This is a genomic window from Trichocoleus sp. AS-A1 (assembly GCF_039962015.1).
GTDB lineage: Bacteria > Cyanobacteriota > Cyanobacteriia > Cyanobacteriales > FACHB-T130 > FACHB-T130.
This window is the reverse complement of sequence record NZ_JAMPKG010000012.1, coordinates 29,101-53,468: the sequence shown is the minus strand read 5'-3', so window position 1 is coordinate 53,468 and position 24,368 is coordinate 29,101. Positions and strand designations below refer to the sequence as shown.

General features: G+C 49.2%; 15 protein-coding genes. 5 read left to right on the top strand and 10 right to left on the bottom strand.

Annotated features, from left to right (window positions below; all coding sequences use genetic code 11):
• Nucleotides 1-20: 20 nt before the first annotated feature.
• On the bottom strand, nt 21-818 hold the full coding sequence (locus NC994_RS11355) for a sugar phosphate nucleotidyltransferase (protein WP_190438139.1): 798 nt from the start codon (nt 816-818) through the stop codon (nt 21-23).
• A 352-nt stretch (nt 819-1,170) separates the two neighbouring features.
• On the opposite strand from NC994_RS11355, the gene NC994_RS11350 reads away from it, so the two are divergent.
• A complete protein-coding gene (locus NC994_RS11350) occupies nt 1,171-2,343 on the top strand; it encodes a hypothetical protein (RefSeq protein WP_190437930.1) in 1,173 nt (390 codons plus the stop codon).
• Here the strand turns inward: NC994_RS11350 and NC994_RS11345 are convergent.
• The 4 genes from NC994_RS11345 to NC994_RS11330 form a co-directional block, all read right to left on the bottom strand.
• Nucleotides 2,340-2,597, bottom strand: coding sequence for a hypothetical protein (locus NC994_RS11345; protein WP_190414119.1), 258 nt, complete (start codon nt 2,595-2,597; stop codon nt 2,340-2,342). The two genes, NC994_RS11350 and NC994_RS11345, sit on opposite strands and share 4 nt — an antisense overlap.
• Before the next feature lie 270 nt (nt 2,598-2,867).
• The gene (locus NC994_RS11340; RefSeq protein ID WP_190437928.1) at nt 2,868-5,660 is read right to left on the bottom strand and encodes a putative PEP-binding protein; all 2,793 of its coding nucleotides are present in this window, start codon (nt 5,658-5,660) and stop codon (nt 2,868-2,870) included.
• A gap of 46 nt (nt 5,661-5,706) precedes the next feature.
• On the bottom strand, nt 5,707-11,013 hold the full coding sequence (locus tag NC994_RS11335) for a PAS domain S-box protein (protein ID WP_242032561.1): 5,307 nt from the start codon (nt 11,011-11,013) through the stop codon (nt 5,707-5,709).
• 99 nt (nt 11,014-11,112) lie between these two features.
• Entirely contained in the window at nt 11,113-14,982 is a 3,870-nt protein-coding gene (locus NC994_RS11330; protein WP_190437925.1) for a PAS domain-containing protein, read from the bottom strand.
• 177 nt (nt 14,983-15,159) lie between these two features.
• Here NC994_RS11330 and NC994_RS11325 point away from each other — a divergent pair, with 177 nt between their 5' ends.
• Nucleotides 15,160-15,846, top strand: a complete 687-nt coding sequence (locus tag NC994_RS11325; protein WP_190414126.1) for a ComF family protein — start codon at nt 15,160-15,162, stop codon at nt 15,844-15,846.
• A 107-nt stretch (nt 15,847-15,953) separates the two neighbouring features.
• On the opposite strand, the gene NC994_RS11320 is transcribed toward NC994_RS11325, so the two are convergent.
• The gene (locus NC994_RS11320) at nt 15,954-16,322 is read right to left on the bottom strand and encodes an EamA family transporter (RefSeq protein WP_190414128.1); all 369 of its coding nucleotides are present in this window, start codon (nt 16,320-16,322) and stop codon (nt 15,954-15,956) included.
• A 116-nt stretch (nt 16,323-16,438) separates the two neighbouring features.
• Here NC994_RS11320 and NC994_RS11315 point away from each other — a divergent pair, with 116 nt between their 5' ends.
• Together NC994_RS11315 and obgE are read left to right on the top strand one after the other, a co-directional pair.
• Nucleotides 16,439-17,125, top strand: coding sequence for a Mo-dependent nitrogenase C-terminal domain-containing protein (locus tag NC994_RS11315; RefSeq protein WP_190426999.1), 687 nt, complete (start codon nt 16,439-16,441; stop codon nt 17,123-17,125).
• 107 nt (nt 17,126-17,232) lie between these two features.
• Nucleotides 17,233-18,252 carry a GTPase ObgE gene (obgE, locus tag NC994_RS11310; RefSeq protein WP_190437912.1) on the top strand — a complete coding sequence of 340 codons (1,020 nt, stop codon included), beginning with the start codon at nt 17,233-17,235 and terminating at the stop codon, nt 18,250-18,252.
• A gap of 210 nt (nt 18,253-18,462) precedes the next feature.
• Here the strand turns inward: obgE and NC994_RS11305 are convergent, their stop codons facing one another.
• The 4 genes from NC994_RS11305 to NC994_RS11290 form a co-directional block, all read right to left on the bottom strand.
• A complete protein-coding gene (locus tag NC994_RS11305; RefSeq protein ID WP_190437909.1) occupies nt 18,463-19,263 on the bottom strand; it encodes a class I SAM-dependent methyltransferase in 801 nt (266 codons plus the stop codon).
• 76 nt (nt 19,264-19,339) lie between these two features.
• Entirely contained in the window at nt 19,340-20,950 is a 1,611-nt protein-coding gene (locus NC994_RS11300) for a 2-isopropylmalate synthase (RefSeq protein WP_190437904.1), read from the bottom strand.
• 94 nt (nt 20,951-21,044) lie between these two features.
• Nucleotides 21,045-21,566 carry an NYN domain-containing protein gene (locus NC994_RS11295; RefSeq protein ID WP_190414139.1) on the bottom strand — a complete coding sequence of 174 codons (522 nt, stop codon included), beginning with the start codon at nt 21,564-21,566 and terminating at the stop codon, nt 21,045-21,047.
• A 318-nt stretch (nt 21,567-21,884) separates the two neighbouring features.
• Complete coding sequence (locus tag NC994_RS11290; protein WP_190437901.1) at nt 21,885-22,727, bottom strand: sulfurtransferase; 843 nt, start codon at nt 22,725-22,727, stop codon at nt 21,885-21,887.
• 596 nt (nt 22,728-23,323) lie between these two features.
• Here NC994_RS11290 and NC994_RS11285 point away from each other — a divergent pair.
• Nucleotides 23,324-24,211, top strand: coding sequence for an MnmC family methyltransferase (locus NC994_RS11285; RefSeq protein WP_190437898.1), 888 nt, complete (start codon nt 23,324-23,326; stop codon nt 24,209-24,211).
• Nucleotides 24,212-24,368 lie beyond the last annotated feature (157 nt).

The following is a 24,368-nucleotide window of genomic DNA, read 5'->3' as shown; positions in this document are numbered from 1 at the left end:
TGAGCCGAGAATCAATTAATTTAGATATCAATCTCATCAGCCGCAAATTGACGAACTGCTTTCACCAGATCCGCAGGGGTGCCGATATCCAGGTAGGTTCCATCCGCAAATGTTTCGGCTTCCACCCGCAAGCCGCTGTCAATCGCTGCCTGAACCACATCGCTAATCGGTAACTCTTTCGCCTGTGGCAGTTGCCCAGCTTGGATTGCAGCGAGATACTCGTGCATAAATTGGGTAAATACTGGCGTCCAAACCGCGATCGCCCACATATACTTTAAATCGCTAATCGGCGGTTTTTCGACCACGAAGTGGACTCGTCCTTGGGCATCAAAATCAACCATCCCGGCTTTATGAGGTTGATCGTTCGGAAATAATCCCAAAACCGCATCGGCATTACCAGCCGCAAGCCGTGCCAGCAACCGCACAAAGGCGTCTTCAGGCTGAAAAAGGATGTCGGGAAAGCCCAGTGCTACCACTGCGTCTTGCACGAAGGGATAGGCTTGATCCAAGGTATAAGGAACGCCATAAGGCAACCCCAGCATCAGATAGCCGAGGTTCATGTCTAGCAGGGTGCCGTCCCCAAAATAAGCCGGAATATCCCATTTTCCCGGACGCAGTACGGTGTATGCCTTCTTAATCCCTGCCAACCGCATTTTCTCTAGTAAGTAATGGCTCACGACTTTGGGGCGTAAGGTGCCGCTGCCGCTATCCACCGGGCGAAATCCAATCGGGTACAACTCTTTGCTCATCGGTAAGGGGCTGATGCGCGTTGCTTGCCCTCCTGCTGGTAGCAGTCCAATGACTTCCCGCTGGTGAATGCGATCGCTATCAATCATAAAAATGCCGATTGCGGTGGAATGGAACAGGGAAACCCTCAATCTTATTATTCTCCCTGAATCTTTTTGACAGATAAAGACTTGCTGGGATTTTTGCTGGGATTTTGATCAGGTGTGAGCCAAAGTTCCTATCAAAAGAAAGATGGCATCGCACCTGTCTTAGTCTGAAATGAATTTAGGTTGGGTTTTGCATTTAAGAATTTCCCGCAGCCGCAACCATAATTATTTCCCTAGAAGGGCGGATTTCCTGTATGGCCTTTTCCGCCATATCTTTCTTTAGAGATTGCCAATTTTTGTCGTCCTTTCTGAATATTTTTGAAAGGAGTCCAATCAGATGCCGCTATTGTCTACTGATGAATTAAAAAGTTTGATAGAAAATTCCGCTAGTCCCTGTATCTCGATTTATATGCCGATGGAAAAGGCAGGGCCAGAGATTCGACAAAACCCGATTCGCTTCAAGAATCTCATGCGTGAGGCTGAGCAACGCTTGGAGGAAATGGGGATTGACCACAATCAGGCGATGACATGGCTTGAGCAAGCGAATGCGATTGATAGCCCTGAGTTTTGGGAAGAAAACCAAGGCGAGGGGGTAGCAATTTTTATCTCTCCCGAAGTCTTTCGTTACTACCAGCTTCCGGTTGATGTTGAAGAATTGGTAGTGGTTAGCGATCGCTTCCACATTAAGCCGCTGTTGCCTATCGTCAACAACGATGGACGGTTCTACATCCTAGCGCTTAGCCAAAAGGATGTCCGCCTGCTTCAGGCAACCCGCACTACTGTCAAAGAGGTGCATATTGAAAACTTGCCGAAAAGCAAGGATGAAGCTCTCCAATATGACGCGACTTCCAAGGACGGTCAGATTCGGATTGCCACATCAAAGGGGGGAACCAACAATACTTTTCAGCAACCCGGTAGTTTCCACGGGCAGGGAAGCCCGGATCAGGATGATATCAAGAAGGATCTCCTGCAATTTTTCCATCAGATTGATGGTGCATTGCACGACTTCTTCCGGAATAAGAAAGGCCCTTTGGTGTTAGCGGGAGTTGAGTATCTTTTCCCGATTTACAAAGAGGCAAATACTTATCAACATTTGGTGGAGGAAGGAATTACTGGAAATCCTGAAATATTCAAGCCAGAAGAATTGCACGAACTCGCTTTACCGATTGTGGAGCCTCTGTTACAAGAGAATATTGAGGGGGTTGTAGAGGTATACAAAGAACTGGCTGGAAACGATACGAGTAAAGTATCCCACGATATCAAAGAAATCATCCAATCTGCTTATTATCACCGGGTTGATTCTTTGTTTGTCGCGGTCGGCGAGCAGCGCTGGGGTCACTTTGACCCTGAAACCATGACCGTAGATTTACACCCTGAACCACAGGCGGACGACGAAGATATGTTGGATTTTGCCGCTACTCATACAATTTTGAACGGTGGTAAAGTCTATGCAGTGGAGCCGGAAAAAGTACCGGATGAGGCTCCGGTAGCAGCAATTTTCCGCTATTAATCAGCGATTGACTGCGATCGATCGTAGGGTTTCAAAATTGCTAAGTTTGTCAACCCCCCCGCTTCCCCAAGGACGGGGGGTTGAATATAAGTTAGGTCACTCAAGAAATCGTTTGGATCGCAATTAGGAGGAAAAATAAAAATTTCCTTTCCCTCTTTTAGTGCATTCTGGTGAAACGCGATCGCTTCTACCAAGGGACAAAACATAATTGGAATCCATCTGCCACTGTAAAAACAGACAACGACGCGGCTCATTGTGTACTCTTCCAGCAGGAGTGGATTTCGCCAAGGTGAAACCACACGAATTCTATGATAGGTATACTCTTTAGTTGTTCACGATTAGAAGCAAAAGCGCAACAGCCTTAAGTAGTATCTATTAACCTTTCTCGGAAGGGAATTATTAGAAAAATCGGTTGGCAGACACCCCTTGAAAGACAACCCTTGAAAATAGGATGACTTAAGACAAAGGGCAAAAAGTGGGTGTGGATTTGAAACCGTCTCTACCAGATTTTTGCCGATCGCTACTTATTGATTCAACTGACGACGGGCGGCTGCTAAGAGAAGGCGTTGTTCGGCACGAGCGATCGCGTTATAGGTTCGCTCAACGGCATCTAGTTCCACAGAAATTGAGGGAATGCCCCACTGCACAAGCCGATCGATCAACTCTGGATATTGAGCCGGTGCTTGACCGCAGATGCAGCAGGGAATTCCTGCCTGTTTTGCCATTTGGATGAGTTGCGCGATCGCTTGCGTGACTGCTGGATGACGCTCATCAAACGCCGCCGCCATCTGCGCTTGGTCTCGGTCAACTCCCAGCAGCAGCTGGGTGAGATCGTTAGTGCCAATCGAGATTCCCTGGACGCCCGCTTTCACGTAATCAGGTAGCAAAAATAGAACCGACGGCACTTCAGCGACGATCCAGAGTTGGAATTGAGGCGATTGGCTGAGTCCGGCTTGTTCAACGCGGCGGCGACAGAAGGAAAACTCTTCCACCGTGCGGACAAAAGGCAACAGCAAGCGGACATTGGTATATCCCAATTGCTGCACCCGTACTAAAGCTGCCAGTTCTACATCGAACAAGGCGGGATTGGAAACATAGCTGAATGTTCCCCTCATCCCTAGCATCGGATTGGCTTCCGGGTGCCCCAAAGAACCACCAACTAAGTATTGAAATTCATGCGATCGCAAATCTAGAGAGCGATAAAATACCGGGCGAGGCGCAAATGCCTCGGCAAACTGGCACAGTTGTTGGGCAAGAATTTCCCTCAACTCGTCTTCACGCTGCTGCTGGAGCCATCGTTGAGGATGTTGTCCCTGCAAAACTTCCAGCAGCATCAGCTCAGAGCGCAATAATCCTACTCCATCCACCGGCATCTGAGCCGCGCGTTTGATACTGCTGGGTTGACTGAGGTTGACCAGCAGTTGAGTTGCGAGGACTGAGGACTGAGGACTGAGGACTGAGGGCTGAGGACTGAGGACTGAGGGCTGAGGACTGAGGACTGAGGGCTGAGGACTGAGGGCTGAGGGCTGAGGACTGAGGACTGAGGGCTGAGGACTGAGGACTGAGGGCTGAGGGCTGAGGGCTGAGGGACGAGGAGTGGAAAGTGCAGCGTGTGGAGTGGGGAGTCCAGAGTGCGGGGTGGAAAGTGCAGCGTGTGGAGTGGGGAGTCCAGAGTGCGGGGTGGAAAGTGCAGCGTGTGGGGTGGAGAGAGAGGAGTGCGGAAGAATTTTCTCCCGATCGCCTGCTTGAGCCTCAACGCGATAAACTGCTCCCTTGTCGCCATCCACTAGCACGGCGTCGCCGGTTTGAATGAGCCGGGTGGCACCAACAGCACCCACAACCGCTGGGATGCCTAATTCCCTGGCAATAATGGCAGCGTGACAAGTCATCGCACCCTGTTCGGCAACTACAGCGACAGCCTGTTTTAGCAGTACCAGCCGATCGGGAGTAATGCTTTTGACGACTAAAATTTTCCCATTAACAGGCGAGTTTTCATCTCTATCGGCATCAGGGAAGTGGAGATGATTGGAATCGGTTAATACATGAGCGATCGCAATGGTTCGTCCTGCTGACGCTCCCAGCCCTTCGATCAAAGGCTTTAGGTCTGGTTCTGGCACTGTAGGCACTTTCCCTTCCTGTAGGCGGTGCTGAGTCTGGGGCGAAAAGAAGGATAAAGGAGCGAGCATCAAGGAGGAATGACCGATCTCTACTGAGTGCTGTAAGGATTCCTTAACCGCTCCTACTTTAATTTTGGACTCCTTCAAGCTCATTGCTGAGTGCCCAACGATGACTTGTGTGAGATACAACTGGTTGCCTTCATTTTCTTTTCCTGGAGAGAGCGTCCACTCCAAAGTAAAAGTTGGGCCGAGTTCAGTCCTCAGTTGCTTCGCCAGTTGAATAAGAACATCTAAGTGTTTTTCTTCCAGGGCGTAATAATTTTGTTGCTCTTCGTTGAGCAGATAAGCTTCTAGACAATTATCTACCCTTAATCGAGAAGGGTGGGTGTTTGTGAAATTCTCCGTGCTGTTTGTGTTGGTTTGGGCGTCCCTAAAGTTCTCAAGACGATAAGCACGGGTTTTACTGCCCAGATATCGAGTTTGCACTTCCCCCGTTTCTGGTTGCACCTGATAGAAATCTGGAACCACTTCTCCCAAGACTAGCGCCTTGCCCAGTCCCCAAGTTGACTGAATTTCCCAGCACTCTGGAGTTGCTTGAAGAGTCCCGGAAGCGATCGCATCTAAGACGGGTTGCACTAAAATCGCCAAGTTCAGCTGAGCAGTCTGAATACCCCAACAGTGCCAATAAAACAAACTTCTGGCACGAAACAGCTCTGCCCAAGCCAGCTTCAAGCCCATCGCCAAGCTCTCTGGCGTCGCCAGACAAACGTGGGATTCTAAAAGCCCAGACTCTGGTAAAAGCACCCCGGTTGCCTGGACTTTGGACGCCGGATCTAAAGCCAAAGAGGGGCGCAAAATCAGCACCTTCGTTTGCCAATGCGCTTGTGCCGATTCTATCTCCGACATCCAAGACGACGGTAGCGTAGCGGCTGTAATTTCCTGCCGAATCGTTTGAGCAACGCTCTGTAGTTGGCGGGGATTATCTACATCCAGATGTAGCGAAGAATAGGGCAGGTCTAAGCCAAGCGGTGCCGACCATTGAATGCTTTCGAGAAATTGACGGGCTGCGGTTGCCGGAACGACAAAACCGGGCACGACCGGATAGCCACGCTGTATGACTCGGCTCAAGGAAAAAGCTTTGTCACCTACCAGGGTGCGGTCGAAGGGTTGAATTTGGTCGAGCCAGTGGAGTTTTTCCACTCAGGTGAAAGGGTAAATAGGGAACAATGCATCATAACTTAATTATTTATTCATCATTCTGAATTTGACCCGCAGATTTCCAAAGATTCGCCACGACTGCTACCAACTGGGCGGTTTCCACCGGCTTAGAAAGATGGCGCTGATAGCCAGCGGCAAGAGTTTGCAGCCGATCTTCCTCAGTGGTGTAGGCGGTCAGCGCGATCGCGGGAATCTTGCCTCCGCGTTCGGCTTCTCGATTCCGCAGTTGGCGAATCAGCCCATAGCCGTCCTCTAATGGCATTCCGATATCGCTAATCACCAGGTCTGGCAACTCTCGATCCAGCGCTTTCATGGCTTCTGGCACTGATGCCACGGCTCTCACACTTGCTCCTGCCTCCTCTAGAGTGGTGACAACGACTTCGCGGATATCGGCATCATCTTCCACTAACAGAAGGCGCAATCCGCTGAGAGCATGAGGATTGAGGGAAGAGGAAGAGGACTGAGGGCTGAGGACTGAGGACTGAGGATTCAGGGAAGGGGATGAGGAAGAGGAAGAGGACTGAGGGCTGAGGACTGAGGACTGAGGATTGAGGGAAGGGGAAGGGGAAGGGGATGAGGAATTTTTTCTTTCTTGATTTGTGTCTTCTACCTCAGTCGGCACTTCGTGCTGGTGCGCTAACAGTCCTGAAGTTTTCAGCCCTACTTGCGTACTCTCTAAAAGAGGTAGGCGCACTGTAAAAGTGGCTCCGAGTCCTTCGCCTGGACTTTGGGCGCTGACGGTGCCGCCATGCATTTCTACAAGATAGCGGACAATCGCGAGTCCTAGCCCTAGACCGCCATGCGATCGCGTGGTTGTGCTATCAGCCTGACGGAACAAGTCAAAGACATGGGGCAAAAAGTCAGGAGTAATACCCACTCCGGTGTCGCTGATTTGGATTTGGGCATAGTGAGTCATTGGTAATTGGTAATTGGTAATTGGTAATGGGTGAGATTCTTCCGGATTAGCCATTACCGATGACCTATTCCCCATAACGATTGACATTCGCACCGTCACTTGTCCGCCGTTCGGTGTGAACTTGAGAGCATTCGAGAGTAGATTTGACATTACCTGCTGCAATCGGACGGGATCGCCTTGGACACGTCTGCCAGAGGGGTCTAGCACTGTCTCTACTTGAATTTCCCGTGTCTGAGCTGTTGCCAGTACAGAATTAATGGAAGTTTGAATCACCGGCACTAGGTCAACTGGGAGGAGACTGAGGGGCAAGTTCCCCCGGATCATGCGCGAGACATCCAAAAGCGACTCAATCAGCTGCGTCTGTGCCTTGGCATTGCGCTCGATAGTTTCCAACGCTTGCGCTGTGCGCTTTTCATCAAACTTGCGGCTGCGGAGCAGCTGTGCCCAACCCAGGACGGCGTTGATCGGAGTTCGCAGTTCGTGGGAGACAATCGCCAGGAACTGGTCTTTCATGCGATTGGCTTCTTGAGCTTCGTGGTAAAGTCGCGCATTGTCTACCGCCAGGGCAGCGCGGTGAGCTAGTTCAGAAGCCAAGGAGAGATCCGCCTGATTGTAGTGGCGACCCGATTCGGCAGTAATAAAGGCGATCGCTCCCAAGATTCGTCCACGGGCAATTAATGGTAGGCACATATAGGATTTGAAATCTGCCTTGCGGAGGATTTCCAAGTGTTCCGGATCGCGGGCGATCGCGACGAGCAATTCATCGGAAACCTCCGGAGCGAGTTTTGCCTCACCTGTATGCAACACTTTCGCCAAACCACGGGGCACCTTGGGATCGAAGGGATAACGACGCTCTACCTCCCATGCCAGCTCAACCTTTGAGGCGTCTGCATGGGCAACCGCTCGTTGGCGAATCGTGCCATCCGGCTCAACTGTATGGACGGCGCACCAGTCGGCAAGGTGCGGCACCGCCAGATGTACGAGGCGTTCTAACGTAGCTTGATAATCCAGCGAGTCAGCCAGCACGACGCCAGCTTCCGAGAGGAATTGCCGTGACTGTTCCGCGCGCTTGCGATCGTCAATGTCGGTGCAAGTCCCGAACCACTTGACGACCCATTGATGGCGATCGCGTAGCGGCAATGCCCGAACCAGATGCCAGCGGTAAACGCCATCTGAGGCTCTCTTAAAGCGGCATTCCGCTTCGTAAGTCTCACCCGTATCAATAGCATTGTTCCAGCCGTCTACCGATGCCTGCAAATCGTCTGGATGGAGTATAGGCTGCCATCCCCAGCCTTGGGCTTGCTCCAGCGTCGTTCCCGTGTAGTCAAACCAGCGTTGGTTGTAGTAATCCACAGACCCATCTGGCTGTGCCGTCCACACCATCTGTGGAATCGCCTCTGCTAGGGAGAGATAACGCTGCTGCGCCTCTTCAGCTTGGGCACGCGCTTCCTGTTCGCGGACGAGCTGGAGCCGTTCTTTCTCAGATTTTTTGCGGTTGGTGATGTCCTCAATCACATACGCAAATTTCGGATGCAAACTGGAAGCTCCCTCGATGGGACAGACGCTAGCAGACAGCCACTTCTTACCCAAGTCAGTCTCGTGAGGGTATTCAAAGCGGATGGTTGTCTGGGTGCGTTGAGCCAACCGATATTGATGAATCCACAATCGCAGGTATTGCGGCGGGACTCCCAAACTGCTACTCAGTCGATTTTGCATCGCTTCGGGAGTTAGCCCAAAGAACTTTGCTGAGGTGGAGTTATCAGAAATATGCCGGATGTCATCTTCCACCAATTCGACAATTCCCATCATCAAAGAAGCGCTATCGAAGAAGCTGCGAAGGATGGATCTTTCCCATTTGAGTGCTTGAAGTGCTTGGTACCGTTCGGTGATGTCCTGAACGAGAGCCACGAAGTAATCAATTGAGCCGTCAGTACGGCGCACGCAGCGAGTCGAGATGCTGGCGTGGATCGTTTGACCATCTTTGCGGATAAACCGCTTGTCCATTGAGTAGGCTTCAATTTCGCCTGCTAAAATCCGCTGGAATTGCTCTACATCGGCTGGCAAATCATCGGGATGAGTTAATTGATCCCAAGTCATTTGCGTGAGTTCTTGCCGGGAATAGCCAAAGATGTCGCACAATTTATCGTTGGCGTCTAGCCAACCTTTGTCTGGCGAACTAATGGCGATCCCGACTAAAGGAAGTTCAAAGTAGCTGCGGAAGCGTTGTTCGCTCTTCCGCAGCTCTTGTTCGGCTTGTTGAGCCAGGGCGATTTGTTCTTGAAGTAATTCATTCGCTGTTGCGAGTTCGGCAGTTCTTTCCCGAACCCGAATTTCTAAATTTTGATGGGAAGCCTGCAATTCGCGCTGGCGGGAGGTGAGTTCTTTGGCTAAGGTGGCGAGGTCTATATCCAGAGTTTGTAACTCCTGCTGAAGAATCTCACGGGTGCGTTTCATAGCGATCGCATTGCCCACCCGCGCTCGGAGTTCCTCGATATGAAAGGGCTTCATCAGGTAATCTTGTACCCCTTCTCGTAACATCTGCACCCGTAGCTCGTCGTCTGCTTTCGCCGTCAGCAGAACAATCGGGATCGTATCGAGTTCCTTGATGGCTCTGACTTCCCGCACTAGCTGGTCGCCGTTCATTTGAGGCATCATCATATCGGTGAGGATTAAGTCAGGATGCAGGGCGATCGCTTTGTCCAATCCTTCCTGCCCATTCCGGGCACTTACGACCCGATTCTCTGGCGCTAAACTCTCGACGATGAAGCGATTCATTTCCGGATTGTCTTCAACTACCAGCACGAGTGGGGATTGAGAATTAGAAATTTCACCTTGAGGATTTTGCGCGGACTGTTCTGATGGGAAAATTTCTGATGACTGGTAATTTAATGCCGATTCCAAATCGTTGGGTTGATGCCCCAGTTCTGCCATTACAGAAAGGGCAATTTCCTTGTAATTTGTGGATGTTTTCGCCTGGGGCGATCGCGTCGAATCGATTTGAAGATTTGTCGAAGTCAGCTTGTCGGAGTCTGTAGCAGCTGGTTGCGCGATCGCAATCGTCTCCCCATCCAGATGAAAATCGCGATTCCCATCGGGTACTAGCAACCCTTCTGTATTGGTACTTAGAACGTCTGAGGGTGCTCCTTGCGGCATCCAGGTCGTGAAAACTGCCCCGCCTTTTGGAGCCTGGTTAACTTCTATGGAGCCGCCGTGCAATTCAACGAACTCCTTAACAATGGCTAGCCCCAGACCAGTACCGCCAAATCCTTGCTGAGTAACGAATTCCTCTTGGCGATACGGCTCAAAAATGACTTCCCGGAGTTCTGGTGGCACGCCTGGGCCAGTATCTTCAATGGTGAGGGTGAAGGATGAAGACGACAGGGAGTCCAGGGGGAAGATTTGCGCCTCTGTGCCTCTGTGCCCTTGCTCCTGAGGACTGACTTCCGCAAGGATGCAGCAGATACTACCCCCGATCGGGGTGAATTTGAAGGCGTTGGAAAGTAGATTGAAGCAGATGCGCTGCCACTTATCTGGATCGACACTCGCCCTAAGAGATGGAGGAGTTTCGACAACGAAAGATATCTGACGGTCTTCTGCAATGGTTTCAAAGTTGGCAGCAATCAGCCGCACCAGCTCAGCCACGTCGCTGAGCGCGTAGTTCACTTCCATTTTGCCTGCCTCCAGCTTGGAGACATCCAGCAAATCGTTGACCCGTTTGAGCAGGGTACGGGCGTTACGATCCACCAATTCTAGGTTTTGACGTTGTTCTGGGTTGGTCAGATTCGGCTCGGAGAGCAGTTTCTCCGTTGGCCCCAAGATCAAGGCAAGTGGTGTCCGCAAGTCGTGGCTAACGTTGGCAAAAAATTGGGTTTTTAATTGGTCAAGTTCCTTAAGTTTTTGGTAAAGCGTCTCTAACTCAACGTTTGCCGTTTCTAGTTGGAGTTTACGATCTTCAGAGGTTTTTGCAGAGGCAATCAGGGTCAGGACTTGAGGAACTAATGGCGGGATTACCAAGGCTGTCGTCACTGAAGCGATCGCTGTAATTAATTTAATCGTTCCGGATAGCCAATAAACGGGCATCCATAGTGTCCACACTTCTATAAAATGCGTGGCACCGCAGGCAATAATGAAAAATCCAAAGGCGATAAATACTGAATGAAAAGGAATATCTCGACGAGCTTTGTGGACTAAATAAACTAGCGTCACTGAAATCGAAACATACGCCAGTCCGATTAACGTATCGGTGGCAACATGAAGTGACACCAACCCTGGTTTCCACAAATAGCAATGTCCATGTGGGATAAAACCATTCGCTGCAAAAAGATTGTTTAATAATTCCGGCCCTAGCCACAGACCCAGCAAAGTACAAATAGATACTACTAGCCCGTAGCCGAGAGCGGCCCAAGGTATGATATGCATAGATTGCTTTTCCCCTCCTGATACTATTTTGAGGGTTAAATCCCGACTTTGGGGATCGCGCCGCTCTCGTTCTTTCAGCCAATTGAGCAAGCAGTGCGTCTAGCGAATAAGCTTAGCGATCGCTTCTGCTAACAGGGATGGCTCAACTGGCTTAGCGATGTGTCCATCGAAACCCGCAGCGCTCGCTCGCTCGGTATCTGCCTTACTGGCATAGGCGGTGAGTGTGAGTGCTGGCAGCCGCCTCACTCGTTCTGCCGAATGGTTCCTGACTTTGGCAATTAGCGAATAGCCATCCTCCAAGGGCATTCCGATGTCGCTGACAAGGACATCCGGCTGAAACTGTTCGAGTGCTTCTAAGGCATCGAGAACGGATGCCACAGCAAGTATCTTTCCTCCATACTGTTCCAAGGCTGTGGAAAGAAATTCTCGTGCGTCTGCTTCATCATCTACAACCAGTATCCGCACTCCACTCAGAATGTTCAGGACAGGAGGAGTGAGGGAAGAGGAGGGAAGAGGACTGAGGGCTGAGGACTGAGGACTGAGAGAAGAGGAGGGAAGAGGGCTGAGGGCTGAGGGCTGAGGGTTGAGGGTTGAGGAGTAAGAGGAATTTTGAGTTTTCTCATTTGCTTGTTCTAGGTCAATCTGCACTTCCTGCCGCTGCGCTAACACTCCTGAAGTTTTTAGTCCTACCTGTGTCCTTTCTAAGAGGGGCAACCGCACTGTAAAGGTCGCTCCGAGTCCTTCTCCTGGACTCGTCACCTCAACGGTGCCGCCATGCAGTTCCACCAGTTGGCGGACGATGGCTAACCCTAGCCCCAAACCCGCTTGCGATCGCGTCGTTGTACTATCCGCTTGCCGAAAGCGCTCGAAGACGTAGGGCAGAAAGTCAGGACTGATGCCCAATCCGGTGTCGCTGATTTCAATTTGGGCGTGGTTGGGAATGGGGAATGGGTTCGATGGGTTGCTATTCCCGATTCCCGATGACTCATTCCCCTTAACCGTTGACAACTTTACCGTGACTCGTCCGCCTTCCGGTGTGAACTTAATGGCATTGGAAAGGAGATTCCAGACGATTTGCTGCAAGCGTTCTGCATCACCCATCACAACGCCAATATCAGGAACGAGCATTGATTCTAGAGCGATCGCTTTGGCTTCGCAGGAAGGTAAGACGGTATTGATGGATGACTCAATTACCGATATCAGGTCAACTGGACGAATATTCAGGCGGATTTGCCCGCGAATTAGGCGCGAGACATCTAATAAATCCTCAATCAGTTTTACCTGTGATTTGGCGTTGCGCTCAATCGTCTCTAGCGCCCGCGCGGTGGTGGTTTCATTGAGTTTCCGCGTCCGGAGCATCGTCGCCCAACCCAGCATCGCGTTTAAGGGCGTCCGCAGTTCGTGGGAGACGATTGCCAAAAATTCGTCTTTGATCCGGCTTGCTCTCTCTAATTCTTCTGCCTGTTGCCGCAGAGTCGCTTCTAACTGCTTGGCGCGAGTGATGTCCTCGGCAATGCCAACAATGCGGTAAACCTCTCCCCGATCGTTTTGGATCGGAAAAGCGCGATCGCGTATCCAGCGCTCCTCGCCGTCGGGTCGGGCAATCCGATACTCTTGATCGTACTTTTCGTAGCTCTGCTTTTTCGCCGCAGCGATTACCCGCTCTCGATCTTCTGGATGGATGGAATTCACCCAGGATGAAGGGTCTTCGTAAAGGCTTACGGTCGTGCGACCCCAGATTTTTTCATAGGCGGGACTAACATAGAGTAACTGTTTCGGAGCGTCCGAACGAATCCAGAACACTTCATCGATGTTTTCTGCCAGCTGACGGAACCGCTTTTCACTTTCTTTGAGTGCTTCCTCTGCACGCTTGCGTTGGGTGCGGTCGAGGACAAAAGCAACGCAACTATCGGGAGATTCTTCCAACCGAGCCAACCCGACGAGAACTGGAACGCGGCTGCCATCTTTACGAACGTATTCTTTTTCCCAAGGCGTACACGTGCCGGAGTTCAGCATTTCTTGGTTTTTGTGCCGATCCAAATCGTCGAATTCCTCCGGGGTCATGATATCCCAACGCACTTTGCCCGTTTGCAGCTCTTGGCGGGTGTAGCCAAGCAGATTCAAAAAGGCGTCGTTGGTATCGGTGACATTGCCGTTAAAGTCGGCGAAGACGACCCCGATGATATTGGATTCCACCAGACGCCGAAATCGGGCTTCGCTTTGCCGCTTTGCCTCTTCGGTGCAGTGACGCTCAATGGCGATGCCTGCCAGATTGGTCGATATCTCAACCAGTTTCTGGTCGTGCAAACTAGGCTGTTGCGGCTTGCGGTAATACATCGCAAAAGTGCCTAAGATATCTCCATTCGTGGCAAAAATCGGGACTGACCAACACGCTTGGAATCCATGAGACAAGGGCAAATCTTTGTATTCTGCCCACAGGAAATCGTTGGCAATATCCGACACAACTACTGGTTCGCGCCGATAAACCGCCGTACCGCAACTGCAAGCTACAGCACCGATGGGAATCCCGTCAGGGACTGCTTGAAAGTAGCTGTTTGGAATGCTGGGTGCTGCACCGCGATAGAGTTTTTGCTTTTCTTTGTTCATCAGCAGAATGGAACACAGAGCGCCATCCGACTGTTGTTCGATCAACCGGGCGAGAACATCCAGTACGGAGGGGAGGGCGGCACCTTTGGCAATCATTTCCAAGACCGTGTTTTGCGTCGCTAACAAAGCTTGGTTTGAAGAGCGCTGGGTGATGTCGAAAAAGGTGACAACAGCAGCGACGAGTTTGCCCGCGCGATCGCATACCGGAGAGGAGCTGACGTGCATTGTGCCCCGCGTATCATCCCCCCGCAAAAATTGAATTTCTTCATCAATGACGACTTCGCCGGTGCTGATGGAACGTGCCAAAGGCCATTCCTGCGGCTGATAAGGTCGCCCGTCGGCGTGGAAGCCTTGGTACTCGCGGTACTCCTCAATATCCCTAGATTGCCGAAAAGGATGACGCCAAATCCGATCCACCTGCTCGTTGCCGAGGATCAGCTTCCCGGAGGGAGCTTCCGCAACAATCGCGCCGACTGGTAGCTGCCGCAGCACCGCTTCTAGGAGGGCGCGTTCGGTTTCCAATTGCGAATGAGCGCGATCGCATTCGTCTTGAGCAATTCGGCTTTCGCTGATGTCTAAAGTACAGCCAACCACGCGCACTGCACGCCCATCAGCATCTCGCACGATAAGCCCTCTATCCCAAACATATAGATACCGATCGTTTTTGTGGCGAATCCGATATTCAACGGTAAAACTACTACTGGCGGCGATCTTGCTGTTTATTTCCTCGTGTACCCGCTGTCGGTCATCCGGATGAATCCGCTCCATCCACCACTGAACAGTTGTTTGGGCTTCTTCAATTTGATAGCCTAGAACCTCACTCAGCCCTTGTGTCCTTTCTATCGTGTTCTGAGTCAGATCCAATTCGTAGATAATCCCATTAATTGCCGCAGCCGCTAGCTCAAAGCGCTCGTTTGCCCTCCTCAGCTTTTCCTCGACCTGTTTGCGTTCGCCCAGTTGCTGATTCAGAATGTCGTTAGTCGCCTCTAGCCTCAAAGCTTGTTCTGCGCGGCGCTTTAGAAACCCGACCATCAACACCAGAGCTGGTGTGGTGAAGGCTAGTACGAGCAAGTGACGGGCATTTTCGTCTGTGTACTCAAACAAATGTCCGGGGTTGGAAAAGAAGCCAAGGGCATACACCAGCGAAATCGCTGCGCTAATCAACCCAGCCCAAAAACTGCCGCTGAAGGTAGCATAAACAACCGTGGTGAGGGAAATCGGGCCTGGGTTGGGGATGGCAAATTTTGTCTGAGACAGCACCTCAATGGCGACAAGCGTCACCACTGTTAGGATGGGGCCAATGACCTGCGACCCGAAGCTCGTGTTCGACGACTTTTTTCTGACATGATTAGAGTCAGCCATTATTCTGGAACTTCAGCTATTTTTTGGTGTAATTCGGTGTGAAAGTTTAAAAAAACTCTGATTCTTAAAGTTAAATTCATTAATTTTGTAAAAAATTAAGCTAGACGTTACTTGCGCGATCGCTTACAAACCTACTTGTATTTTAAAGAAATCTCCCCAAAGGAGGAGGTACTCAAAATGGGGCATTGGAGCCAGACTGTAAAAGGTTTGCTAAATCTATTTCTGAAGTCCAACTGCCCACTCTGCCAGCGCCCGACTTCTCAAGAATTTTGCGAAGACTGTCAGCGGCAACTGCAACGCTGTCAGATGTCCAATCCTAACCAATTTTGGCAAGGGCAACTACCCGTGTTTGCTTGGGGCGGATATGGAGGGGCAATGAAGAGAGCGATCGCTGCCCTAAAATATGAAAACCATCCCCAACTGGCTCGTCCGTTGGGTCATTGGCTTGCTCAAGCATGGCTGAATTCTCCGGTATCCGCTCAGCTCAAATTAACCGTAGTGCCCATCCCCATGCACCCCTCCAAAGTGAGTCAGCGAGGCTACAATCAGGCAGATTTACTGGCTCAAAGCTTTTGCGATTATACCGGCTACCCCATGCGATCGCTGGGTTTGGAACGGGTACGGGCGACAGAGGCTCAGTTTAGCTTATCTGGCACCGAGCGAGAAAAAAACTTAGCTGGCGCTTTCTCCCTTGGAAAAGAATTTCTTCGTAGCCGTCCATCTACGCCAGTGTTGTTATTAGATGACATTTATACGACAGGAGCGACGGCTCAATCTGCGGCTCAAACGCTCGCACAACATGGCATCCGAGTATATGGTTTGGTTGCAGTCGCTACTCCTAAAAGGGTGAAGGATGATGGTTGATACGAACCAATTAGCAATTACTAATGACACCCGGTGTGCAACTTTCTGTATTTTCGCCCAATCAATAGGGGTTAAGAAAAAGTGGCGCAGGGCGTAATGCACGAAATTTAATTTTTCCAAATCACTAACACCACGCCGCTGATAATCAGACCCAAACCCACCACGCGGCTCAAAGGAATCGCTTCTCGGAAAATAAAATAACCCAGCAGCACAGAGAATACATAAGTCAGACTTACCGCAGGGCCAGCGATGCTGAGATTCACCCGCGTCAGTAGCAAAATATAAACAAAAGCCCCTAAACCATAGCAAGCCAGACCCGCTAGAAGTTCTGGTGTACCGAGAATGCTGAAAAGATGACCGATCCAATTAGCTGCATTGACTCTGCCTAACTTCAAAGCTCCAGCTTTGAGCAAAAATTGCCCTGCAACGCTCGCTAGGATCGAAATCAGGAATAACCCAAATTCTGGTGAATTCACAGAAATATCAATAAAGTGAGGAGATCCGTCTCTAAGTTTACAGCCATCCGAGGCTGAGCCAGAGCTAGAATCGACTCAAAGGGATCGCAACGTAAATTCAAGCAAATCAGAGTGTTATGACGAGCGTACTTCAGTCTCCCTATACCAGCGAGCAAATGGCGGTTTGGATACGCGGCTTGCTAATGGTTGCTTGGGCAGACGGCAATTTTGACGCCGAAGAACAGAAATTAATTTCATCGCTGACTCAGAACCAAGTAGCGCCCACAATGGATTTGGGATCGCTCGAACCGATTACTGCCGATGAATTAGCAGCGGCTTTTAAGCAAGATGCCAGAAGCGCAGAAGATTTCCTGCGTACCGCTGTGATGGTGGCAGTCGCAGATGGCGTTTATTCCTCCAGCGAGGATGAATTGCTATTCCAGTTTTGTGAGGCATTAGGACAGCAGCCGAAAGCGCTTTCATTGCTGCGGCAAACGCTGATTCCTACCTCAGAAAGCGAGATTTCCGCTGACTCAGACAAAGGAGCAGCGGCTCGCATTCGGCAGCGGGATGTGCTGCGCCCAGTACGGGTATGGCTTGATGGGCTAGAAATTCACGATCCGCGATTGGCGAGATTCTTGTGCAAAATGATTCCTGCCCAATGCCCGTTTGAGCGCGATGTCAAGCTATTTGGTCACAAAATTGTCCACATTCCACCGCTGTGTAAGCTCAATCCCATCTACGAACAGTTAGTAGGTTTGCGCTTCCGCGCTTTATCCTATTTGGCGGATGATTGTGGTGAAGATGTGTCACCGTATTGTTAGTGGAAGACTGGCTAATGGCTAATGGTTCATGATTCATGGTTCATGGTTCATGGCATCCCGGAGCAAACGATCAATCAGTAACAATTAGCAATTAGCAAAGGAAATTTATGCAATTTATCGATCAGGTAGAAGTTGAAGTGGAGGCGGGGAAAGGGGGCGATGGAATTGTCGCTTTCCGACGGGAAAAATATGTGCCAGCTGGGGGGCCATCTGGGGGGAATGGCGGTCGCGGTGGTTCGCTGATTCTAGAGGTGGTTGAGAATTTGCAAACCTTGCTGGACTTCAAGTATACCCATCGTTTCAAGGCTGAAGACGGTTCGCGCGGAGGTCCCAATAATCGCACGGGTGCCGCGGGACGCGATCGCGTGATTCATGTTCCCCGTGGCACGATGGTTTATGATGCCGAAACGGATGAGTTGCTGAGCGATTTGGTCGAGACAGGGCAAACTTTCTGTGTGGCGAAGGGTGGCAAGGGGGGTTTGGGAAATCAGCACTTTTTGAGCAACCGCAATCGAGCGCCGGATTATGCTTTAGACGGATTGCCAGGTGAAAAACGGCAGCTGCGTTTAGAACTGAAGCTCTTAGCTGAGGTGGGGATTATTGGTTTACCCAATGCTGGTAAGTCTACGCTAATTTCGGCGATTTCAGCGGCACGACCGAAGGTAGCAGATTATCCTTTTACAACCTTGGTGCCGAATTTGGGGGTGGTACGCAAACCCAGCGGTGACGGCACCGTATTTGCTGATATTCCAGGTTTAATTGAGGGTGCCCATATGGGTGCCGGGTTGGGACACGACTTTTTGCGTCATATCGAGCGTACCCGATTACTGCTGCACTTGATTGATGGGACTAGCGAAGATCCCATTGTTGCGTATCAAACGATACAGCAGGAGCTGCACTCTTACGGTCGCGGACTAGCAAATCGTCCGCAGATTGTGGCGCTGAACAAGGTGGATGCTATCGATCCCGATCGTGATGTGGAAGCGATCGCGCAACAGCTTCGTCAGTTAAGTCATGCACCCGTATTCCTGATTTCAGGGGTTGCTGGCATTAGGCTAGATCAAATGTTGCACGAAGTTTGGCAGACCCTCGCTCAACTGGATGAACTAGCCACCATTAATCATTAATAACTAAAAATTAAAAATGCAAGAATTTATCTTTCATTTTTAATTTTTACTTGTGACTTTTGCTGGGGATTAGTCCTAATAACGCTTACAAATTACTGAATTCTTAGCTTCGTTTGAGGTTAGAAACCTAACCAGTGTGAGTTTTTTCTCAAAACAAGCTAACAATTTTCAGTAATTAATCTCATCCTCCGCTTACTTGAGAAATACAAATTATTTCGTTGCGACTACAGCAAGATTCCAGGCAAAACGCTTCATTAAAGGAATCTTTTTCAAAACGCCATCCATCTTCTCTAACCGTTGATAATTGGGTGCCAATCTTTCATGTTCAATAATAATTTTCTTCCAGTAACGTTCCTTATTCGGATCGATTTTTTCAATTAAATAGAAGCGTAGAAAAATCCACAGCGTTGCCAACCAAAACGTATCGTAAGACGTTTCTGAAAACTGGGATTTGACAAAATTAACAATATTAATATCCAGCGGCGTTTCATCTTCAGTCCGCACTTTCGTCGCAATCCGGCGGTACACATTAATGACTGGATTGTGTTTCAGAGGGTCCCAAAAACAAGCTTTTCCACCCGGTTTAAGCACCCGGTGCATTTCCCGAATGGCGAGTTTCGGATTGGGTAAATGGTGCAACAAATTCGAGGCGTAGACAATATCAAAACTATTATCGGGGCAATCGAGCGCGATCGCATTCATGGTTCGCCCTTCAATCTCGACGCCGTTCCTCTCTGCCAGTTGCAGCGCTACTTCCACCATACCGGGAGAGTAGTCAGATGCCACGCACAGCGCCCCTTTTTTGGCAAAGTAAACGCTATTTTCCCCAGCACCACACCCTAAATCGAGAAGCTTTTTGCCTCTGATATCCCCTAGTTGTCTGAGGATGAAACGATTTTCAGGGGAAGTACAAGCTTCAAAATAATCTTTAACTTTGATTCCATCTACATCAATGGTAGATGCCCATTGATCGTGGAATTTTTTCTCTTTGTCAAAAATATCTTCTTTCATGCTGGGTATTCAGAATTAAATAAAAAGGTACGCAAAGGATTTTCTCACTTTGCGTACCTCTATTGCTGTTTGCGGTTTATACTTTTTGAGAAATTACGGCTGATCGCGTCTCATCTTTTTCCAAGACAACATACAACCGATTCAGGGCGTTGACATAGGCTTGGGCGGAGGCGACGATGATATCGGTGTTGGCAGCATGACCGGAGAATACTCGATCTTGGTGCCGTAGGCGAATCGTAACTTCTCCGATGGCGTCAATTCCAGCCGTTACCGATTGAACGGAAAATTCAATCAGTTGGTTGGGGACGTTGACGACGCGGTTGATTGCCTTGTAAACGGCATCTACGGGTCCCGTCCCGATGGCGGCGTCGGTGAGTTCTTCGCCTGCGGGAGTGCGAAGGGTAACGGTTGCGGTGGGCTGAGAGTTGCTGCCGCAAGAGACTTGCACCAATTCTAAGCGGAAAAGTTCTGGGGCTTGTTGGATTTCATCGTTAGCGATCGCTTCCAAATCCCAATCGGTGATTTCTTTCTTTTTATCCGCCAAGTCTTTGAACTTCAGAAAGGCTTTATTTAACTCACTTTCTGATAGTTCAAATCCCAATTCTTTCAGTCGAGCGCTGAAGGCATGGCGACCGGAATGTTTGCCCAGTACAATCTGATTATCGGTTAAACCGATAGATTGGGCATCCATAATTTCGTAGGTGAGCTTGTTTTTCAGCACCCCATCTTGGTGAATGCCAGACTCGTGTGCAAAAGCATTTGCGCCCACAATTGCTTTATTCGGCTGCACCAACATCCCTGTTAAGTTGGAAACTAACCGAGATGTTTTGTAAATCTGCTTTGTGTCAATATTCGTGAGGGGTTCTTCTGACTCCTCTGGGCGTCCTAAAAATGGATTGTAATACTGACGCCGAACATGGAGTGCCATCACCAATTCTTCCAGCGATGCATTCCCCGCTCTTTCGCCAATGCCGTTAATGGTGCATTCTAGCTGTCGTGCGCCATTTTTCACGGCTTCCAAGAAGTTCGCCACCGCCAAACCTAAGTCATTATGACCGTGTACGGAAATAATTGCTTGGTCAATATTCGGCACATTCTCTTTAATTCCCTTAATTAAGTCACCAAACTCGCTGGGAGTCATGTAACCAACGGTATCGGGAATATTGACAGTTTTGGCACCCGCCGCAATTGTCCGCTCTAGCACTTGGTAAAGGAACTCTGGATCGGAGCGAGCGGCATCCATTGGCGAGAATTCTACATCGTCCATGAAGGATTTAGCGTAGGCGACCATTTCTTCTGCGATCGCTAACACTTCAGCCCTTGTCTTTCTTAGCTGATATTCTAAGTGAATATCAGATGTTGAAATAAATGTGTGAATCCTACCTTTTGCAGCTGGTTTTAGCGCTTCTGCCGCGGCTTCAATATCTGCTTTGATCGCTCTTGCCAAACTACAGATAACCGGGCCATCTTCTGTCCCGACTGTCTTGGCAATTTTCTGAACTGCCTCGAAATCTCCTGGGCTAGCATAAGCGAACCCCGCTTCAATCACATCCACGCCCAAACGAGCCAATTGTCGCGCGATACTCAGCTTTTCGTCTACATTCAGAGTTGCGCCGGGGCACTGTTCCCCATCTCGAAGGGTTGTATCGAAAATAATAATCCGGTCTTGGCTAGGTTCAACGTTCATAGGTCAAAAAAACACATCCTTCAACTTTGATTCATTCGCCGTTAGTCATTAGTTCTTGCTAATTAGTTATAGCCAAAAAACTAAGGTTTGAAGACTAATATTCAGTTTTTTCAATAAATTCCCGAATTTCATTCAGGTCTATGTAGCGGTCTGTAGCGTTTCTTAGCTCTCTCGCTATCATTCCTTCTGTGGAAACTACTGTAATATGCGTATTTTTAGAACGTAACAGTTCGATGGCTCTTTCAAAATCGCCATCTCCACTGAATAAAACTACTCGATCGTACTGTTCTACTGTATTAAACATATCAACAACAATTTCAATATCTAAGTTCGCTTTTTGCGAATAGCGACCGGAAGTGTCATCGTAATATTCTTTAAGAATTTTTGTACGGACGGTGTATCCCAAACTAATTAGTGCGTCTCGAAATCCTCGCTGATCCTGCGGATCTTTTAGCCCGGTGTACCAGAAGGCGTTGATGAGATTTGTATCGGGCTGTTCCTTTCTAAAGTATTCCAATACTCGCCTAGGATCGAAAAACCAACCATTTTTTTGTTGAGCGTAGAACATATTGTTCCCGTCTACAAAAATAGAAAGACGGTTCATTAAGAAAGCCATAGAAACTAAAACCTAAAATTTGTAGAAAAGAATTTTAGTGGAATGATTTATTCTAGCAATTTGTTACGAATAATTATTCATAAGTACTTTAGTGCAATCCCTATTCTTTTTTATCTTTCCGGATCTCCCCAAAACCTGCTGGCATTCAGGAGGTTTTTAGGGCAAAATCGGCGATTAAAGTCGAAAAAGGGGAACAGCACCGATAAAGTCAAACATAACTTCTTCTTTAAACTCTACCTTAGTTGAGGACTCTATTACTGTCCTAGTGGACACTATCGTATAGTTAGGGCAAGTACTTAAGCACTGCCTTTATAGTATTTACAGGTAAGAACACCAATCACTCCAACTACCAGCATATAGCTTGCCCGTATGAACTCCCGCTATTTCTAAAGACAACAGATTTACGCAGGCGGTAACGCCAGAACCACAGTAGACTAAAACCTCCTCAGCTTGCTCTAAGCCTACCCATCGTGCGCGTTGTTCCGTCATCGGTCGTAGGTAAGATTGACTACTCGATACTTCCTGCCAAGGATAGTTTACGGCTCCGGGGATATGACCGGCAATTGGGTCAATGGGTTCTTGTTCGCCAGAAAAGCGATCGCCTTCCCGCGAATCTACCAATACCACTCCTGGCAAGTCTTTTCTAGCTTTGACGGTTTCAATATCTACTACCCAGTCTTGTCGCACCTGAGGCACAAACTTGCCTTTGTGTGGCGTTGGAAGAACGTCTGTAACCGGATATTCCTCTGCCTGCCATCCCGAAAAGCCGCCATCTAACAAAGCCACGCGATCGTGCCCTAGGTAGCGCAACAGCCACCAGAGACGTGCAGCAAAGGCAAATCGGGAATCATCATAGGCAACAACCAAGGTTTCCTGAAAATTTACCCCAATGGCTGCTAACTTCTTGGCTAATTCATCGGGATTGGGCAATGGATGCCTTCCCCCGTGCTGTCCGACGGGTGCAGAAAGGTCTTTGTTGAGATCCCGATAGTAGGCACCGGGAATGTGACTGGTGAGATACTGCTGGTGTCCCAATTCCGGATTGGCAAGGGAAAAGCGACAATCCACAACGATAACTTGCGAAAGCTCCGGAGCCGCTGCGCTAAGGTTCAGGTGTTCGGAAAGCCACTGGGCGGAAACGACAAAAGGGGTATCGGTCATTGACTTGACTGTTTGCAATCAAAACAGTGTACAAGTCTTCAGGGAGCGATCGCATCTGTGTTGCCACGGCAATAGTGGAGAAGCGATCGCGTTTCTGTTTAGAATTCAACTCCAAGTATCCATGCGACTCACTTACAATTTATAGAGTTAGCTGAGTGTTAGAACCAATAAAATAGATAGCAAGACACGAAATTATCGCTAAGCTGTAAAGGTTACATTTTGACCAAAACTAAACCAGTTTCACCAAATAAACTGCAACCTGTTGGTAATGCATTTAATCAGCGGTATGATAAACTTTTAATTCGCTTATTAGAAAGCTTTCACGAGCGGTTTTCAAGAATAAATGACCGAAAATTTCTCACTTTAGAGCTTCCATAAAGCAGCATCTTGGTAATCAGGGCTTCATATTATCTCGTATTAAAGAGGCTGAAGTGATTGATGCATTATGTAAAAAGTGGGTTCAGGAGTGGGCAAGCGTAGCCGAAGTCGTGCAGTTTGCCTAAGAGTCACTCGTCATCTGGAAAAATTAAATTTAGTTTCAACTGAGCTTAAGCAGTTTTTGCAGTGCTTTATTAACCTGCCTTCCTCTCTAAAAAATGCAAGACATAGGCATCTTCACACCTCAACTCACCGCTGATGGCTCATTCACCTTCTTTTCAGAAGAGTTTGGCGAAACTTTTCATAGCCAGCAGGGTGCAAAGAAGGAAGCCGAACTTAAGTTTGTCGAACCGACTCAACTTAGGCAGAAAGCACAGCAACCAACATTACATTTGTTGGATATTTGTTATGGTCTGGGCTACAACACCGCGGCGGCTTTGGAAACGATTTGGGAAGTGAATCCAAATTGCCGAGTGGAGTGGGTGGGGCTGGAATTAGATGCATCGGTACCAAAAGCAGCGATCGCGCATCATCTTTTGAACCACTGGAACCCAGAAAACGCTCAAATTTTCCACCAGCTAGCCACTTCTGGCAAAGTTCAGACCGAACGCCTCAATGCTCAGCTAATCGTGGGAGATGCCAGAGCCACAATTCAGCAGATATACCACTCAAACTTCCGGGCAGATGCGATTTTTCTCGATCCTTTTTCACCCCCCCGATGTCCGCAATTGTGGACGGTGGAATTCTTAAGCTGGGTTGCCAAGTGCTTAAAACCCGATGGGAGACTTGCTACTTATTCTTGTGCGGCGGCGGTGCGGGCTGCTTTAATCGCCGCTGGGTTACAAATTGGTGCGACATTCCCGGTGGGAAGGCGATCGCCTGGAACGGTCGCTAGTTTTACAAACCTAGATATAGCGGCGCTTTCAGTACAAGAACAAGAGCATTTGCACACCAAAGCTGCCATTCCCTACCGCGACCCTCATCTGTGCGAACCTGCTGATGCGATTTTGCAGCGTCGTCAAATCGATCAACAAGCCAGTGCTTTAGAGCCAACCTCTCATTGGAAAAAGCGTTGGTTATTTCAATCTCAGCTCAGAATTCAATAGCTCTACAAGCAAGTGCTTTAGAACAAACCTCTGCTTGCAAACAGTGCGGGTTATTACAGTCCGCGATCGGGATTGAATGGGATCGCCGCAATGGTCTAGGTCTCAAACGGCGGTGTATAATCGTAGCATTCTTTGCAATCGCTCAAGTGAAAGATTA